The organism is Massilia sp. NP310, assembly GCF_019443485.1.
In the GTDB taxonomy this organism is placed as follows: domain Bacteria; phylum Pseudomonadota; class Gammaproteobacteria; order Burkholderiales; family Burkholderiaceae_D; genus Telluria; species Telluria timonae.
Genome location: NZ_CP080379.1, coordinates 3,206,014 through 3,221,900, shown reverse-complemented (window position 1 = coordinate 3,221,900; position 15,887 = coordinate 3,206,014). Strand labels below are relative to the sequence as shown.

Here is a 15,887-nt window from a genome sequence, read left to right as displayed (position 1 = left end):
GTTGGTAAAATAAGCACTTCTCCACTGTGTTCTTGGACTCTTCCTATGCGCACCGATACGCCCCAGACCATTTACCGGAAAGACTATACTCCGCCGACTTACCTTGTGGATACTGTCGAGCTCGGCTTCGACCTGGATCCTGCGCGCACGGTCGTGGCCAACCGCCTGACCTTGCGTCGCAACCCGGCGGCCAGCGGGCGGGCCATCGAGCTGCATGGCGAGGACATCGAACTGGTGGCGCTGCGCCTGAACGGCAAGGCCCTGGCCGGGAACGATTACATGCTGGCCAACAATCTCCTGGTCATCCACGAGGCGCCCGACGAGGTGGTGCTCGAGATCGAATCGGTCTGCGTGCCCGAGCAGAACACGACGCTCAGCGGCTTGTATGTATCGAATGGCAACTTCTTCACCCAGTGCGAGGCCGAAGGCTTCCGCCGCATCACCTATTTCCCGGACCGCCCTGACGTAATGGCCAAGTACACCGTGATGCTGCGCGCCGACAAGGCGCGCTATCCGGTGCTGCTGTCGAACGGCAACCTGATCCAGGAAGGCGACCTCGACGACGGGCGTCATTATGCGCTGTGGGAAGACCCGTTCAAGAAGCCCTCTTACCTGTTCGCGCTGGTGGCCGCCAGGCTGGTGTGCCAGGAAGAGACCTTCCGCCTGGCCGACGGCCGCGACGCGCTGCTGCAGGTGTGGGTCGAAGACGGCAACCTGGACAAGACCGACTATGCGATGCAGTCGCTCAAGCACAGCATCCGCTGGGACGAGGAAAAATACGGCCTCGAGCTCGACCTGGACCGCTTCATGATCGTCGCCACCAGCGACTTCAACATGGGCGCGATGGAGAACAAGGGCCTGAACATCTTCAACACCAAGTTCGTGCTGGCCAACCCGCGGGTGGCCACCGACGTCGACTTCCAGGGCATCGAGGCGGTGGTAGCGCACGAATACTTCCACAACTGGACCGGCAACCGCGTGACCTGCCGCGACTGGTTCCAGCTGTCGCTGAAAGAAGGCCTGACGGTGTTCCGCGACCAGGAATTCACGGCCGACATGATCGGCACCGACACCGGCCGCGCCGTGACCCGCATCGACCAGGTGCGCACGCTGCGCCAGCACCAGTTCCCCGAGGATGCCGGCCCGATGGCGCACCCGGTGCGTCCCGACTCCTTCGTCGAGATCAACAATTTTTATACGGTGACGGTGTACGAGAAGGGCGCCGAAGTGGTGCGCATGTACCACACCCTGTTCGGCGAGGAAGGCTTCCGCAAGGGCATGGACCTGTACTTCGCGCGCCATGACGAGCAGGCGGTCGAGTGCGACGATTTCCGGCGCGCGATGGCCGACGCCAACGGCCGCGACCTGACCCAGTTCGAACGCTGGTACAGCCAGGCCGGCACGCCGGTGCTGCGCTTCGAGGGCCGCTGGGACGAGGCCGTCCACACCTACACGCTCAAGCTGATCCAGTCCTGCCCGCCGACGCCGGGACAGCCAGAGAAACTGCCGTTCCACATCCCGGTCGCGGTCGGCCTGCTCGACGCCGCCGGCAACGACATGCGCCTGGTCGAGGGCGGCGTCGACCGCGGCACGACGGCGGTGCTCGAGCTGACCCAGGCCGAGCAGACCTTCGTCTTCACCGACGTGAAGGAGCAGCCGGTGGCGTCGGTGCTGCGCAACTTCTCGGCGCCGGTGATCCTGCAGGGCAGCTATACCGATGCCGACCTGCTGCACCTGTTCAGCCATGACAGCGACCCGGTCAACCGCTGGGAAGCGGGCCAGCGCCTGGCCATGAGCCGCCTGCTCAAGCTGACCGGCGAGGCCGCGGCCAAGGGCAATAGCGGCGCCAGCCTGAACCTGGACGAGACCTTCATCGAGGCGATGCGCAAGGTCCTGGTCGACGAGACCCTCGACCCGGCCTTCCGCGAACAGGCGCTGCTGCTGCCGTCCGAGAGCATGGTGGCCGAGCAGATCGACGGCGTCGACCCGCTGGCCGTGCACATCGCGCGCCAGTTCATCCGCGCCGACATCGGCGCGCGCCTGCGCGCCGAGCTGCTGGCGCAGTACGAAGCCAACCTGACGCCGGGGCCGTACAGCCCGGACGCGGCGTCCGCCGGCAAGCGCGCGCTCAAGAACATCGCGTTGTCCTACCTGAACGCGGCGCCCGACGATGAGAGCGTGGCGCTGGCCCAGCGCCAGTTCGACGAAGCCGACAACATGACCGACCGCGCCGCCGCGCTGGGCGCGCTGATCGCATCGCGCGTGCCGGAAGCCGCCGACGCGCTGGACGCGTTCTACCAGGAGTTCCAGAACGAGGCCCTGGTGGTGGACAAGTGGTTCATGATGCAGGCTGCGGCGCCGACCACCGACGTGGCGGCCGTGCGTGCGCTGATGCGCCATCCGGCCTTCACCCTGCGCAACCCGAACCGCGCGCGCAGCCTGGTGGCCGCCTTCTGCATGAACAATCCGGTGCAGTTCCACGCGCCGGACGGCAGCGGCTACGCCTTCTGGGCCGAGCAGGTGATCGCGCTCGACGCGCTCAACCCGCAGGTCGCGAGCCGCCTGGCGCGCGCCATGGACCGCTGGCGCCGTTACGCGCCGGCGCTGCAGGAGCAGATGCAGGCCGCGCTGCAGCGGGTGGCGGGGCAGGGCAAGCTGTCGAACGACGTGCGCGAAGTGGTCACCAAGGCGCTCGCCAATTAAAAGAATTCACACCCAACCTGAGGAAGTCATGAAACGCGTAAGTCTGACGCAATACCTGGTCGAAGAGCAGCGCCTGCACCAGAACATCAACGCCGAGCTGCGCCTGCTGATCGAGGTCGTCGCCCGCGCCTGCAAGCGCATCAGCTATTCGGTGAGCAAGGGCGCGCTGGGCGAAGTGCTGGGCAGCGCCGAGACCGAGAACATCCAGGGCGAAGTCCAGAAGAAGCTGGACGTGATCTCGAACGAGATCCTGCTGGAAGCGAACGAGTGGGGCGGCCACCTGGCGGCGATGGCGTCCGAAGAGATGGAAACCATCCGCCAGATCCCGAGCCGCTATCCAAAGGGCGAATTCCTGCTGCTGTTCGACCCGCTGGACGGCTCGTCGAACATCGACGTCAACGTCTCGATCGGCACCATCTTCTCGGTGCTGAAGGCGCCGGAAGGCATGACCCAGCCGACCGAGCAGGACTTCCTGCAGCCCGGCACCGCCCAGGTGGCGGCCGGCTATGCGGTCTACGGCCCGCAGACCATGCTGGTGCTCACCACCGGCAACGGCGTGCACTGCTTCACCCTGGACCGCGAGATGGGTTCGTGGGTGCTGACCCAGAGCGACATGCAGATCCCGGTCTCGACCAAGGAATTCGCCATCAATATGTCGAATAAACGCCACTGGCATCCGCCGGTGCAGCGCTACGTGGACGAGCTGCTGGCCGGCAGCACCGGCCCGCGCGGCAAGGATTTCAATATGCGCTGGATCGCCTCGATGGTGGCCGACGTGCACCGCATCCTGAACCGCGGCGGCGTCTTCATGTATCCGGCCGACCTGCGCGACCCGCAATCGCCCGGCAAGCTGCGCCTGATGTACGAGGCCAACCCGATGGCGATGATCGTCGAACAGGCCGGCGGCGCCGCCACCGACGGCCAGGGCCGCATCATGGACATCCCGCCGACCAAGCTGCACCAGCGCGTGCCGGTGTTCCTGGGCTCGAAGGAAGAAGTCGCGGTGGTGACGGGCTATCACCAGGGCTGAATTCCCTGTTTTCGGCCGATAATGCGGCACGCTAGCGATACACACTAGCAAGTTTGCCGCATTATTTGCTAGAATATGGTTCTTTCGTCACGGCGACTCGTTGTCGTGCGCCGAAAGGCAAGGCGAAGCACAGGTTTCGCCGCTGTAGCTCAGTCGGTAGAGCAGCGCATTCGTAATGCGAAGGTCACCAGTTCGATTCCGGTCAGCGGCACCAATACTCAGCAGGTCCAAAAGGTTACAGGCGCAAGCCCGTAACCTTTTTTGTTTTCCGAATGTGAAACAAGCGCGCGCCATGCAGCCCGCATGGAATCGCGCCATGCGGACGAGTTCACATCGTGCGCCCGCCCGGGTGGATATACTCTCGGTATCCGATACCGAGGAACGATCATGGCAACCGCATTCACTTCGCAGGCCAGCGCCGCCGAATCCACCTGGCCGCTCCAGCCGCGGTTTTCCTATCCCAACGGCGACGTGGTGCAGGTGGCCGAAAATACGCGCGACGTGACCGTCGACATCATCTCCCAGGGCCCGTCCGGCCCGATCTACAACGACTATGCGATCACCGGCGGCGCCGACGCCGCGCTGTTCACGATCGACCAGGCTACCGGCTTGCTGCGCTTTATCGCGGCGCCAAACTACGAGTCGCCGCGCGACCGCGGCGCCGGGACGGGCAACAACACCTACCAGGTCGAGGTCACGCGCACCGATGGCGCCGGCACCGCCGCGCAGCTGTTGACGATCTGGGTTACCGACGTCGACGAGCGTCCCGGCACGGCGCCGCAGGTCAGCGTGATCGATAACCGCGAAGTGCGGGTGCGCACGGTCACCGAGGCCGACGGCAAAGAGCGCCAGGTGCTCACGGCCGGCACCGCCCGCGTGGACGGCCCGGACACCAACGGCACCGGCCTCACGAGCGCGGTGCCGGTCGTCGTCGACGGCAGCGGCCGGGTCCTGCTGCGCGCCGACCTGCCGTCGGAAGTAGGCATGACCGCCAGCGGCAGCGTGGCGCCGGAGGCGGCCGGCGCCGCGCTGGCCGACCTGTTGCGCGAGGTGCGCCAGCACAGCGAGGCTGGTTCCGCCTCGCAGGCCAGCCTGGTCGCCGGCGCCACCCGCTTCATCGCCGAGGCCGCGAACACGCCGCTGCTGCTGCAGACGATCGCGCCGACTGCCGCTTTCGGCACGGCGCCGCTATTCGGCCCGCTGGAACTGGTCGGCGTCGAGGCCGCGGCCGGCAATCCGCTGGTCGCCGTGGTCATCGATACACGCGGCCTGTGGAGCAGCAGCGTCACCCTGGACCACATCGGCTTCGCCGCGCTCGCCGGTGAAGTCACGGTCAGGAGCGGCGCCGGCAACCAGCACGTGGTGGCCGATGCCGACGCCCAGACCCTCAACCTGGGCGAGGGCGACGACGTGGCCTATGCCGGCGGCGGCGACGACGTCATCGACGGCGGGGCGGGCAATGACCGCCTGCATGGCGAGGACGGCGACGACGACATCACCGGCGGCGCGGGTGACGACTGGATCGACGGCGGCATGGGCATCGACACCGTACGCCTGGCGGGGAGCCGGGCCGATTACACGATCCGGGTCGAACAGGGGCATGTCGTGGTCATGGCCCGCGACGGCACCGAAGGCAGCGACTCTCTCGCGAACGTCGAGATCCTGAATTTCGGCGGCGACGGCGCCGAACGCTCGGCGCGCGGCACCATCACGCGCATGATCGAATCGCTCGAGGACCGTGTGGCGACCCGCGTCGAACTCGACGCCTGGGAAGCGCAGCATGCCGCCGGCATGTCGCTGCTCGAGATCTCGGCCAGCCTGCTCGCGGCGAGCGGCGCCGACGATGCCATGAGCGACGACGATTTCGTCAGGTCGCTGTACGAGAACGGCATGGAGCGCGGCGGCAACCTGAGGGAGTTGTACGGCTGGCTGGTCGGACTGGACGCGGGTGCGCGCACGCGGGCAGACGTCTTGCTGGAGTTCGCCGACCACTTCGCCATGCTGCAGTATATGGACTGGTATGGGTCCAGCGCCTGGATCGCGGACACCGATGTCGGCATGCTGGTGCGCATGTATGACGTCTTGTTCGACCGCGCGCCCGACCAGGATGGCCTGAACTACTGGATCGCGGCCAGCGAAAACGGCATCGGCATGGCGGCCATCGCCGACACCTTCGTGGGCGCGGCGGAAGGCCAGTTCGGCGGCATGAGCAATGCGCAGTATGTCGCCCACCTGTATCAGGCGGGCCTGGAGCGCACGGCCAGCCAGGCCGAGGTCGCGGGCTGGGCCGCCCTGATCGACGACGGCACGCTCAATCGCGGCGACGTCCTGCTCGGCATCGCCAATTCGGCCGAGATGGCCGCACTGGTCGGCGTGATGAGCACCTCGATCGACCTGCTCTGAATCCGCCGTCTCAGGCCGGGGACGCCGCCAGCGGCTGGAACTGGTGCAGCGCGACCTTGCCCGCGGCCGGCGGCATGGTCGCGCGCAAGCCATCCATATCGGCCTGCAGCCGCGCGCGCATCGCGCCCAGCATCTGGCGCGCGAAGGGCGACAGCGGCCGGCCGGCGGGCCACATCGTCAGCGCCGTGAATTCGAGCCGCTCCGAGAACGGACGAAATACCAGGCCGGCATTGAGGTAGTCGACCGCCGTGACCGGATTGACGAGGGCGACGCCGATGCGGTTGCGCACCAGTTCGCACAGGCTGAAGGTGTACGAGGTTTCAACCACTGTCTGGAGTTGCAGGCCGTGGGCGTGCAGAATCGCGTCCAGGCGCTGGCTCACCGCGTCGTCTGGATGCAGGGCCACGAAGGGATGACGCGCCAGCTGCTTCGGCGTGACCATGCTGCTGCGCGCCAGCGGATGCCCGGGAGGCAGGGCGACCACGCCGAAGTAGTGCGCGAACAGCGCATGCTCGACGCCGGCGGTCGAGATGTCCTGGGCCGCGATGCCCAGCTCCACCTCGTCGCGCAGCACCTGGCTGCGCACGTCCTGTGAACCCATCACCTGCAGCGACACCATGCTGCGCGTGCCGGCCGCTGCCAGGTCGGCCAGCACGCGCGGCACGAAACCGGTGCCGAGGCCGGGAAAGGCGGCGATGCGCACCCGACCGGCGCCGAACTGCTTCAGGCTGCGGATGCGCTGCTCGATCACGTCCATGCCGACGAAGTGGCGCTGGACCTCGGCCAGCAGGGCCTGCGCCTGCTGGGTGGGCTGCAGCTTGCCGCCGGGGCGCTGGAACAGTTCCAGGCCGGCGCGTTCCTCGAGCCGGCGCAGCGCCATGCTGACGGCCGGCTGCGACAATCCCAGCACTTTCGCCGCGCGGGTGGCGGAGCCCGAGGTCATCACGGTGCGGAAGATCTCGATGTCGCGGCTGAGCATGGCGCTGGTCCGGTGGTGGTGGGTGTTGGCGCGATTCTAACCCGGCGGCGCGCCGGCCGGCCCGGGGTATCAATGGCGCTTATGGGGCGATCATTCCAGGGGCAGGCGCGCGGCGCTGGCCTGCCTATACTTTCCTGCACATCCATTCTCGCGGGAGCCTTCATGAAACCGATCGCCTATCGCCGCCGCAAGCTGCTGCGCACCGCCGCAGGCCTGAGCCTCGGGGGCGCGGCGCTGCCCTGGCCGGCGGCGGTTGCCGCGGCCGACGAAGCCGGCCTGGGCGCCAGCTACGACGTGGCAGGGGACATCGTCAATTTGGAAAACGCTTATTACGGCGTCATGGCGCGGCCGGTGCTGGACGACTACAAGCGCAATCTCGACTACCTGAACCGCCACAACTCGCACTACCTGCGCACCCGCTTCGATCGTGCGGACATGACGGCGATCCGCGCGCAGCTGGCGGCGTATGCCGGCGCCGCGCCGGGCGAGATCGCGCTCACGCGCAGCGCGGTGGAGGCGCTGCAGAACCTGATCCTGAACTACCGGCTGTTGAAGGCCGGCGAAGCAGTCATGATCTGCAACCTGGACTACGGCACGGTGATGGACGCCATGCGCGAGCTGGCCAAACGCCGCGGCGCCGGGCTGGTCTCGGTGACGATTCCCGAGCCGGCCACGCGCCAGGGCGTAATCGACGCCTATGCCGAGGCGCTGCGGCGCCACCCGCGCACGCGGCTGCTGCTGCTCACCCACATCAACCATCGCACCGGCCTGGTGCTGCCGGTGGCCGAGATCGCGCGCCTGGCCCGTGAACGCGGCGTCGACGTGGTGGTCGACATCGCGCAATCGTTCGGCCAGCTCGATTTCCGCATTCCCGACCTGGGCGCCGACTTCGTCGGCGCCAACCTGCACAAATGGATCGGGGCGCCGCTCGGGCTCGGGTTCCTCTATGTGCGCGAGGGCCGGCTGCAGGACATCGACATCGATTGCGGCAACACCGAGCATCCGCCGACCGATATCCGCGCGCGCGTGAACGCCGGCACCCTGAACGTGGCGGCGGTGATGACGATTCCGAGCGCGCTGGCCTTCCATGCGCGTATCCCGCCGGCGGCGCGCGTGGCGCACCTGCGCGCGCTGCGCGACTACTGGGTGACGCGGGTGCGCGAGCTGCCGGGCGTGCAGGTGCTGACGCCGGACGACGCCGGGATGACGGGCGCGGTGACCTCGTTCCGCCTGCAGGGAAAGACGTCGTTCGAGGATAACGTGGCGCTGGCGCGCACGCTGCTCGATCGGCATGGCATCTTCACGGTGGCGCGCGACGGCCCGGTCGGCGGCAGCTGCATCCGCGTCACGCCTTCGTACTACACGACCACGGCGCAGCTGGAGCGCCTGGTGGCGGCGATCCGCGCGCTGGCTGCGTGAACAGCGTTAGCCGGGTTGGGTGTCCTCGGTGGCGGCTTCCTGCAGGCCGCGCACCAGGCTCGAGACGCTCGGGTTGTCGACGAAGACGCAGCGCTTGCCGTGGCGCTTGCAATGGTCCTTCACGCGCCAGTAGGCGCTGTGGCTGATGCAGCCGGTCTGGCAGATCACCAGGTCGGCCGCGGCGAGGCTGGCGTCGAGCTGGCTGCTGCTGTCCTCCAGGCCGCCGTCGTGGTGGGCGAACTGGGCGCCGACCCGCTCGATCATATTGCGGTAGATCGGCACGCTGCTGCTGCGGCCTCCGACGCACAGCACGCTGCGGTTTTCCAGGCGCACCGGTGTGGCGACCGGCGCTACCTGGATCGGTTCGGGCGCAGCCTCGGCTTCCGGCGCCGGGGTGGGAGCAGGAGCGCGCGCCGCCTTCAGCTCGGCCAGCTGGGCGCGCAGCGCCTGTTCGCGCGCCTCCATCTGCGCCACCCGCTCGGCCAGGCGCTCGCGCGTGTCGAGGTCGGGAACGCTGGCCTGCAGCCGCGCCAGTTCGGCGCGCAGGGCCTGGACGTCGCCATCGCGCGCGATGGTCGCCGCCCGCGCCGCGCGCAGCTGGTGCTCGAGGCGCTCGCACTCGACCGCCTTTTCCTGTCCCAGCGCATTGCAGCGTTCCTGCAGGCGCGCCACGTCGCGTTCGAGGCGCGCGTTGTCGGCGACGACTGCATTGAACTTGTTGATGTCGGCGCGGGCGCAGGCGCCGGCCTGGTGCTGCACCATATGGATGTCGCGGCACATCTTTTCTTCGAGCGCGGTGCTGCAGCGCGGATGCGACAGCCCGGCCCAGAACGCCCCGGCGACGTCGCCGGCGGCCACCGCGGCATCCCACATGGCCTCGACCTGCTCGGTGGTCTTGGCGGCGCGGAAGCGCTGGACATGCTGCGCATAGCGGCGCTCGAGTTCCTTCTGCACCGCATCGGCGACCGGCGTGCGCAATGCGCACTCGCTGACGGTGCCGACGTGGATGTCGTAATCGTCGTGCAGCACCTTCCCGCCCGTCACCTTCTCCACCAGTTTGCGCAAGCCGCCCAGCGGCAACCCGACCCCGACCAGCGGGCAATGGCAGGCATGGGACAGCTCCCACACGCGCCGCCGGCGCGATCCCTGCGCGCCGTCAGCAGGGCAGGGCACGTTCGAAGGGTGTTTGTCGCACATATCGTTCCTCTCGACGCAGGTTGGTGGCATCAGATGATAATGATTCTCATTCAGTATTCTATCTCACCCATCACGCCGCGCAAGCGAAATCTTCACCCGTGCGCCACCACCCCCACCCCCAACATGAGGGTCAGATACCGTCTTGGATTGCAAGGTTTTTGTGAAGGTAATTGGCGTCAAATGGCTTGCCGGTTCGAACGACGCCGTAGATCAGATGCGCTAGCTTATGGGTAACAGCGCTGATCACTGCTCGCTTGGCCATGCCGTTCGCTAATAGGCGTTCGGCGAATTGATGCAGGATTGGATTGTGTCGGCGTGCGACCATACTGGGCATGAAAAGCGCTGCCCGTAGCGATGTGCTGCCGGTTTTGCAGAGCATTGTGCGGCCTTTGAGCGACGTGCCCGAGGTTCGCTGTTTGGGTGTGACGCCCAGGAAGGCAGCGAAGGCTTTCGCGTTTTTGAAGCGACGAATGTCGCCAAGATGGCCAAGTATGCGGGCAACCGTCGTCATCCCCAGCCCAGGGATACTGGCGATGAGTGCGGCATCGTTCTTCAATCCTGGATGGCGATCAATGTGATCGTCGATATCATCCTGCAGCTTTCGAATCTCGGCATCAAGCCATTTGATGTGCTCAGCGACGTTGTCGGCAACGTCTTGTAAGCCTGCCACGATGTGCGCTTCTATGCGGTTCTGTTCCTGCTGCCGAATGTCCTTCAGGGACTGCACGCGCAAGGTCCATGCACGCAGCTGGCGCTGCTCAAGCGGCGGCGCAACCCAAGGCTCCGGATTCATCGCCGCGCAATAACGCGCGATCAAGGCAGCGTCGATTTCGTCATTCTTGTTGCGGATGTTCTCGCCCGATCCAAAGCCCTTGATACAGGCTGGATTAACCACGCTGACCTTGAATCCCTCAGCGTGGAGCGTCGTGGCGATCGCCTCGTAGTACACACCTGTCGCCTCCATACAGATGTGCAGCGTCGCCAGCGATGCTTTGGAGTCACGTAACCACTCCACCAGCGCACGATGCCCTGCGGATGTGTTATCGAATACCTTCGCCTTCAACTTCCCATTGATCAGCAAGGCCAAGTCTAGCTTCTTCTTGCTGACATCGATTCCCAGCACGTCATTACGTGTCGTGTTCATTTTTGGCCTCTCTCGTATGCGGGCTCCACGCCGTGTGCGATGGCCCAAGATACCGTTCGGACTAACAAAATGAAACGGGCAGAGGCACCTATCTGACCCACGTGCTCAACGGCACTCGAGTCGTTCGGCATCACTCCGCCCGACCGCTTCGTCGCCATCATAGACCAGCTCCGCCGCGGCACCTTCAATATACGAGAGTAGATTTATTGAGCAATTCTTCAGAATTGCTTGTAATTCGACTCTGACCCTGATTATTCGATTGGAAAGGAAATTGCCGGCCAAGCTGACTCTGTCCCTACTTAATTCAATTTGGTGAGAAATTGCTCAATAATTCGACTCTGACCCTAATTATTTAAAGGCTTTTGAATTGCACTGAGATATCAAACTAACGAGAGAATCTTGCAAGTCGAGAAATGATTTCCTCTATGAGAGGATAATGTTCCGAAGGTAGCAGTTTGATGCTAAATACAATGAGGGTCAGAGTAGAATTATTTTGCAATTTCTTTTAAAACGGGCGCTGTGAACATGGCCCGGATAATAGTTGACTGCGAGTTATTGGCAATTAATTCTACTCTGACCCTCATTATTAAGATTGCGGAGAAATTGCTCAATAATTCTACTCTGACCCTCATTGAGGGAGGGTCAGGCGGGGAGGGTGATGGTGGCGGTGAGGCCGGGGGTGTTGTTGGTCAGGGTGAGGGTGCCGCCGTGGGCTTCGACGCAGGAGCGGGCGATGGAGAGGCCGAGGCCGACGCCGCTGCCGCCGGCGCCGCCGTGGCCGTTGTCGCCGCCGGTGTCGCGGCAGCGGGCGCTGTCGAGGCGGGCGAAAGGTTCGAAGACGCGGTCCAACTCGGCCTCGGGAATGCCGGGGCCGTTGTCGATCACGGCCAGGATCACGTCGCTGTCATCCCCCGGCGCGCTGGCGCACAGCGTGACCTCGGCGCCGTGGCGGATCGCGTTCTCGGCGAGGTTGCCCAGGGCGCGGCGCAGGGCGATCGGGCGGCAGCGGTAGGGCAGCCGGTCCGGGCCGGCGTAACGGATGCGCTTTCCGGGGCGCGCCAGCTCCGCCGCCAGCTCGCGCATCAGGGCCGCGAGGTCGATGTCTTGCGACGGTTCGCCGACGCAGTCCTCGGCCGCGAAGCGCAAGGTCTGCTCGACCATCAGGCCCATCGTCTCGAGCGTGCGGATCATCGCCGCGCGCAGCTCGGGGTCGTCGATCAGTTCCACCCGCACGCGCAGGGAGGTGATCGGCGTGCGCAGGTCGTGGCTGATCGCGGCCAGCATGCGCGTGCGGTCTTCGATGAAGCGCTGCTGGCGCTCGGCCATCGTGTTGAAGGCGACCGTCAGCTCGCGCGCCTCGCGCGGCCCGGTCACCGGCAGCGGGCCGTCGTGCTCGCCGCGGCTGAAGCGCTCGGCGGCGCGCTCCAGCGCGCGGATCGGACGCAGGATGCGGCCGATGAAGGGCAGCGCCACCAGCAGCACCGGCAGGGTGCTCACCGGGATCGAGAAGTGCAGCGGACGCCACCAGGGACTGCCGCCGGGCGACTGCTGGTAGCCCACCAGCCAGCGTCCGTCCGGCAGCTCGACCGAGGCCAGCATGCCGGCCTGCTTGACGCCATCGTCGCCCGGCGCATGGTCGGTCAGCTGCACCCAGCTGCGCGGCGCCGGCGCCGACGCCGACATGCCGGACAGGCGCTCGGCCAGGGCCTGCGCCTGCTTGCGTTCGGCCTCGTTCATCGCCAGGCTGGTGGAGCTGGCGCCGCTGGCCAGCCAGAAGCGCGCGCTCGGCGAGCCGATCGCGGCCAGCATCTCTTCTCCCTTGTCCGGCGACAGGCGCAGCGACTGGTAGATCCCGGCCATGCGGTCGAGCATGTAGCGCGCGGCCAGCGGATGCATGGCGTCCGGGGCCAGCTGGCGCGCCACGATGGCGGCGGCGTGCGCCAGCAGCACGGCCACCAGCAGCGTCGCGACCAGCTGGCCGCCCATGGTCTTCGGGATCAGGCGCATCAGCCTGCCGCCGGCAGCGGCTTGACGTCGGCCGTGAACACATAGCCGTCGCCCCACGAGGTCTTGAGCAGGCGGGGCCGGCGCGGATCGCTTTCCAGCTTCTTGCGCAGCCGGCTGACCTGGCTGTCGATGCTGCGGTCGAAGTTCTGCACCTCGCCGTCGCGCGTCAGGTCGAGCAGCTCGTCGCGGCTGAGCACCTTTCCGGCGCGCTCGACCAGCACGCCCAGCAGGCGAAATTCCGACGTGCTCAATGCCACCGGTTCGCCGCCGGCGTCAACCAGCTCGCGCCTGGCCATGTCCAGGGTCCAGTCGCCGAAGGCGTAGCGGCGGCCGTGCCAGCCGGTCGCGGCGCGGCTCAGGCGCCGCAGCATGCCCTTGATGCGGGCTACCAGTTCGCGCGGATCGAAGGGCTTGGTGACGTAATCGTCGGCGCCGATCTCGAGCCCGGCGACGCGGTCTTCCTGGCTCGCCATCGCAGTGAGCAGGATCACCGGCGTGCTGCTGGTCTCGGCCAGGTGGCGGCACAGCGACAGGCCGTCCTCGCCCGGCAGCATGACGTCGAGCACCACCAGGTCGATCCGATGCTGGCGCAGCAGCGTGCGCGCGGTCGCGGCGTCGGCGGCGGTCAGCACCTCCAGGTCGTGCCGGCGCAGGAAGGCGGCGAGCGGGTCGCGGATGTCGGCGTGGTCGTCGACCACGAGGATACGGGATGAAGTGGAAACAGGATTCATTGCTGGAATATCAAGACTTGCCACAACTTGACAAACTTTCTGGCGGTTAATTGCATATGATAATCATTATCATTCACCGCGAACGGGCCTGGCAATAGGTGTTCGCCGTATAAAAGAATTTTGAGCGACAGAGAAAGAACGAAGCGTATGCAGCACACGACAACGGCATGGTTCAAACGGACGACCATCGCGGCGGCGCTCCACGGCGCCCTGGCCCTGAGCGCCCACGCCGCACCGGAAGCACCGGATTTCAACCCGCAAGCCGCCGGCGCGTCCGGCACCGTGCCGACCGTCGTCGTGACCGCCGCCGGCTTCGAGCAGTCGGCCACCGACGCTCCCGCCAGCATCACCGTGATCACCCGTGAAGACCTGGAAAAGCGTCCGTTTCGCGACCTGACCGACGCGCTGCGCGACGTCCAGGGCGTCACCGTCACCGGCGTCGCCAACGAACAGGATATCCTGATTCGCGGCCTGCCGGGGCAATACACGCTGATCCTGGTGGACGGCAAGCGCCAGTCGACGCGCGACGCGCGCACCAACGGCAACGCCGGCTACGAGCAGAGCTTCATTCCGCCGCTGGAGGCGATCGAGCGCATCGAAGTCGTGCGCGGCCCGATGTCCTCGCTGTACGGCTCCGACGCCATGGGCGGCGTGATCAACATCATCACGCGCAAGGTCGCCAAGGCCTGGGGCGGTTCGCTCGGCGTCGACGGCACCCTGCAGGAACACGGCGATTCGGGCAACTCGACCCAGGGCCAGTTCTTCCTGAACGGTCCGATCGCCAGCAACGTCCTCGGCCTGCAGCTGTGGGGCAAGCAGAACAAGCGCACCGAGGACGAGATCCTGAACGGCTTCAACGGCGCCAAGGACCGCGACCTGACCGCGCGCCTAGCCTGGACCCCGAACGCCGCCCACGACGTGCTGCTCGAAGCCGGCAAGAGTGAGCTCAAGCGACACAGCTCGGCGGGTGGCGTGCTGGCGCCGAACGCTGCCAACACCCGCCAGGAACACAGCCGCGACCACTGGTCGCTGTCGCACAACGGCCGCTGGGGCTGGGCCACCTCGCAGGTCGCCCTGACCCAGGAAAAAGGCCAGCGCGAGACCTACGCGCAAGACCGCGCGGGCGACTACATCCGCAACACGCGCGCGCCGGAAATCAAGAACACGGTGCTGGACGCGAAGCTCAACACCCGCCTGGGCGACCACTTCCTGGTGATCGGCGGCCAGTACAACCGCGGCGAACTCCTAGACCAGAACCCGGGCCGCCGCACCGGCGTGGACGAGCACTTCAGCATCATTCAGAAGGCGCTGTTCGTCGAAGACGAATGGAGCCTGACCGACACCCTGGCGCTGACCGCCGGCCTGCGCGCCGACGACCACGAAATCTACGGCAACCACTGGTCGCCGCGCCTGTACGCCGTCTGGCATGCCAGCGACGCGGTCACGATCAAGGGCGGCGTCTCGCGCGGTTTCCGCGCGCCGGAAATCCGCAACATCGCGCCGGGCTATGCCTATACCACCGGCGGCGGCGGCTGCACCTACGGCCCGAACGGCACCTGCGGCGTCATCATCGGCGACCCGGACCTGAAGGCCGAGACCAGCACCAGCTACGAACTGTCCGCCCACTACAACGACAAGGCCGGCATCCAGGCGAATGCGACGCTGTTCTACACCGACTTCAAGGACAAGGTGGCGAACGCGCTGATCTACAACGACGACGGTTCGATCGCGCGCTGGTCGGAAGACCCGAACTACCGCCTCTGGTACAGCTACAACATCGACGACGCCACGATCCAGGGCCTGGAACTGGGCCTGACCTGGCAGCCGCTACGCGCGCTGTCGTTCAAGTCGAACTACACCTATACCGATTCGGAACAGAAGGGTGGCGCCTACGCCGGCTATGCGCTGACCCGCACCCCGAAGCACCGCGGCACGCTGCGCGCCGACTGGAACGTCACCGACGCGCTCGACCTGTGGGCCTCGGTCACCTACAACGGCAAGGAAATCAATGCCGCCGCGCGTTCCGGCAGCAATGGCGTGACCCTGCCCAACGGCGCCAAGGAATACGGCGACTACACGATCGGCGACATCGGCATGACCTATGACTGGAGCCGCAGCGTCGCCATCAAGGCCGCGCTGTTCAACGTCAGCGACAAGCGCCTGGACGAGCTGACCTACAACACGGTCGGCGACGGTCGCCGCCTGTGGCTCGGGGTGACCACACGCTTCTGACCACATGTTTTTACATACCCCATTTGTTGAACGAGACAGGAA

At 66.2% G+C, this 15,887-nt stretch carries 10 protein-coding genes and 1 tRNA gene; 6 read left to right on the top strand and 5 right to left on the bottom strand.

Annotated features, from left to right (window positions below; translation table 11 throughout):
• The first annotated feature begins 45 nt into the window (after nucleotides 1-45).
• From pepN to KY496_RS14120, 4 genes are all read left to right on the top strand, one after another.
• Nucleotides 46-2,703, top strand: coding sequence for an aminopeptidase N (pepN, locus tag KY496_RS14135; protein WP_219861163.1), 2,658 nt, complete (start codon nucleotides 46-48; stop codon nucleotides 2,701-2,703).
• 28 nt (nucleotides 2,704-2,731) lie between these two features.
• The gene (locus KY496_RS14130; RefSeq protein ID WP_005665542.1) at nucleotides 2,732-3,733 is read left to right on the top strand and encodes a class 1 fructose-bisphosphatase; all 1,002 of its coding nucleotides are present in this window, start codon (nucleotides 2,732-2,734) and stop codon (nucleotides 3,731-3,733) included.
• 138 nt (nucleotides 3,734-3,871) lie between these two features.
• A tRNA-Thr gene (locus KY496_RS14125) sits at nucleotides 3,872-3,947 on the top strand.
• Nucleotides 3,948-4,120: 173 nt separating this feature from the next.
• Nucleotides 4,121-6,136 carry a DUF4214 domain-containing protein gene (locus KY496_RS14120; RefSeq protein ID WP_229520276.1) on the top strand — a complete coding sequence of 672 codons (2,016 nt, stop codon included), beginning with the start codon at nucleotides 4,121-4,123 and terminating at the stop codon, nucleotides 6,134-6,136.
• 10 nt (nucleotides 6,137-6,146) lie between these two features.
• On the opposite strand, the gene KY496_RS14115 is transcribed toward KY496_RS14120, so the two are convergent.
• Nucleotides 6,147-7,115: a LysR substrate-binding domain-containing protein gene (locus tag KY496_RS14115; protein ID WP_219861159.1), complete on the bottom strand. Its 969-nt coding sequence runs from the start codon at nucleotides 7,113-7,115 to the stop codon at nucleotides 6,147-6,149.
• Nucleotides 7,116-7,277: 162 nt separating this feature from the next.
• On the opposite strand from KY496_RS14115, the gene KY496_RS14110 reads away from it, so the two are divergent.
• Complete coding sequence (locus KY496_RS14110; protein ID WP_219861157.1) at nucleotides 7,278-8,534, top strand: aminotransferase class V-fold PLP-dependent enzyme; 1,257 nt, start codon at nucleotides 7,278-7,280, stop codon at nucleotides 8,532-8,534.
• A gap of 6 nt (nucleotides 8,535-8,540) precedes the next feature.
• On the opposite strand, the gene KY496_RS14105 is transcribed toward KY496_RS14110, so the two are convergent.
• The 4 genes from KY496_RS14105 to KY496_RS14090 form a co-directional block, all read right to left on the bottom strand.
• On the bottom strand, nucleotides 8,541-9,731 hold the full coding sequence (locus KY496_RS14105) for a DUF2325 domain-containing protein (RefSeq protein WP_219861155.1): 1,191 nt from the start codon (nucleotides 9,729-9,731) through the stop codon (nucleotides 8,541-8,543).
• A 130-nt stretch (nucleotides 9,732-9,861) separates the two neighbouring features.
• Nucleotides 9,862-10,875: an IS110 family transposase gene (locus tag KY496_RS14100; protein ID WP_005664362.1), complete on the bottom strand. Its 1,014-nt coding sequence runs from the start codon at nucleotides 10,873-10,875 to the stop codon at nucleotides 9,862-9,864.
• A 642-nt stretch (nucleotides 10,876-11,517) separates the two neighbouring features.
• Nucleotides 11,518-12,882, bottom strand: a complete 1,365-nt coding sequence (locus KY496_RS14095) for an ATP-binding protein (protein ID WP_219861153.1) — start codon at nucleotides 12,880-12,882, stop codon at nucleotides 11,518-11,520.
• Complete coding sequence (locus KY496_RS14090; RefSeq protein WP_005665557.1) at nucleotides 12,882-13,613, bottom strand: response regulator; 732 nt, start codon at nucleotides 13,611-13,613, stop codon at nucleotides 12,882-12,884. The genes KY496_RS14095 and KY496_RS14090 overlap by 1 nt, the downstream gene beginning before the upstream one ends.
• Before the next feature lie 147 nt (nucleotides 13,614-13,760).
• On the opposite strand from KY496_RS14090, the gene KY496_RS14085 reads away from it, so the two are divergent.
• The gene (locus KY496_RS14085; protein ID WP_219861151.1) at nucleotides 13,761-15,845 is read left to right on the top strand and encodes a TonB-dependent receptor domain-containing protein; all 2,085 of its coding nucleotides are present in this window, start codon (nucleotides 13,761-13,763) and stop codon (nucleotides 15,843-15,845) included.
• The last annotated feature ends 42 nt before the right edge of the window (nucleotides 15,846-15,887 follow it).

Excerpts from the sequence above, each read along its gene's own strand:
- pepN (WP_219861163.1), top strand. The coding sequence starts at position 46 with ATGCGCACCGATACGCCCCAGACCATTTACCGGAAAGACTATACTCCG.
- KY496_RS14130 (WP_005665542.1), top strand. The coding sequence starts at position 2,732 with ATGAAACGCGTAAGTCTGACGCAATACCTGGTCGAAGAGCAGCGCCTG.
- KY496_RS14120 (WP_229520276.1), top strand. The coding sequence starts at position 4,121 with ATGGCAACCGCATTCACTTCGCAGGCCAGCGCCGCCGAATCCACCTGG.
- KY496_RS14115 (WP_219861159.1), bottom strand. The coding sequence starts at position 7,115 with ATGCTCAGCCGCGACATCGAGATCTTCCGCACCGTGATGACCTCGGGC.
- KY496_RS14110 (WP_219861157.1), top strand. The coding sequence starts at position 7,278 with ATGAAACCGATCGCCTATCGCCGCCGCAAGCTGCTGCGCACCGCCGCA.
- KY496_RS14105 (WP_219861155.1), bottom strand. The coding sequence starts at position 9,731 with ATGTGCGACAAACACCCTTCGAACGTGCCCTGCCCTGCTGACGGCGCG.
- KY496_RS14100 (WP_005664362.1), bottom strand. The coding sequence starts at position 10,875 with ATGAACACGACACGTAATGACGTGCTGGGAATCGATGTCAGCAAGAAG.
- KY496_RS14095 (WP_219861153.1), bottom strand. The coding sequence starts at position 12,882 with ATGCGCCTGATCCCGAAGACCATGGGCGGCCAGCTGGTCGCGACGCTG.
- KY496_RS14090 (WP_005665557.1), bottom strand. The coding sequence starts at position 13,613 with ATGAATCCTGTTTCCACTTCATCCCGTATCCTCGTGGTCGACGACCAC.
- KY496_RS14085 (WP_219861151.1), top strand. The coding sequence starts at position 13,761 with ATGCAGCACACGACAACGGCATGGTTCAAACGGACGACCATCGCGGCG.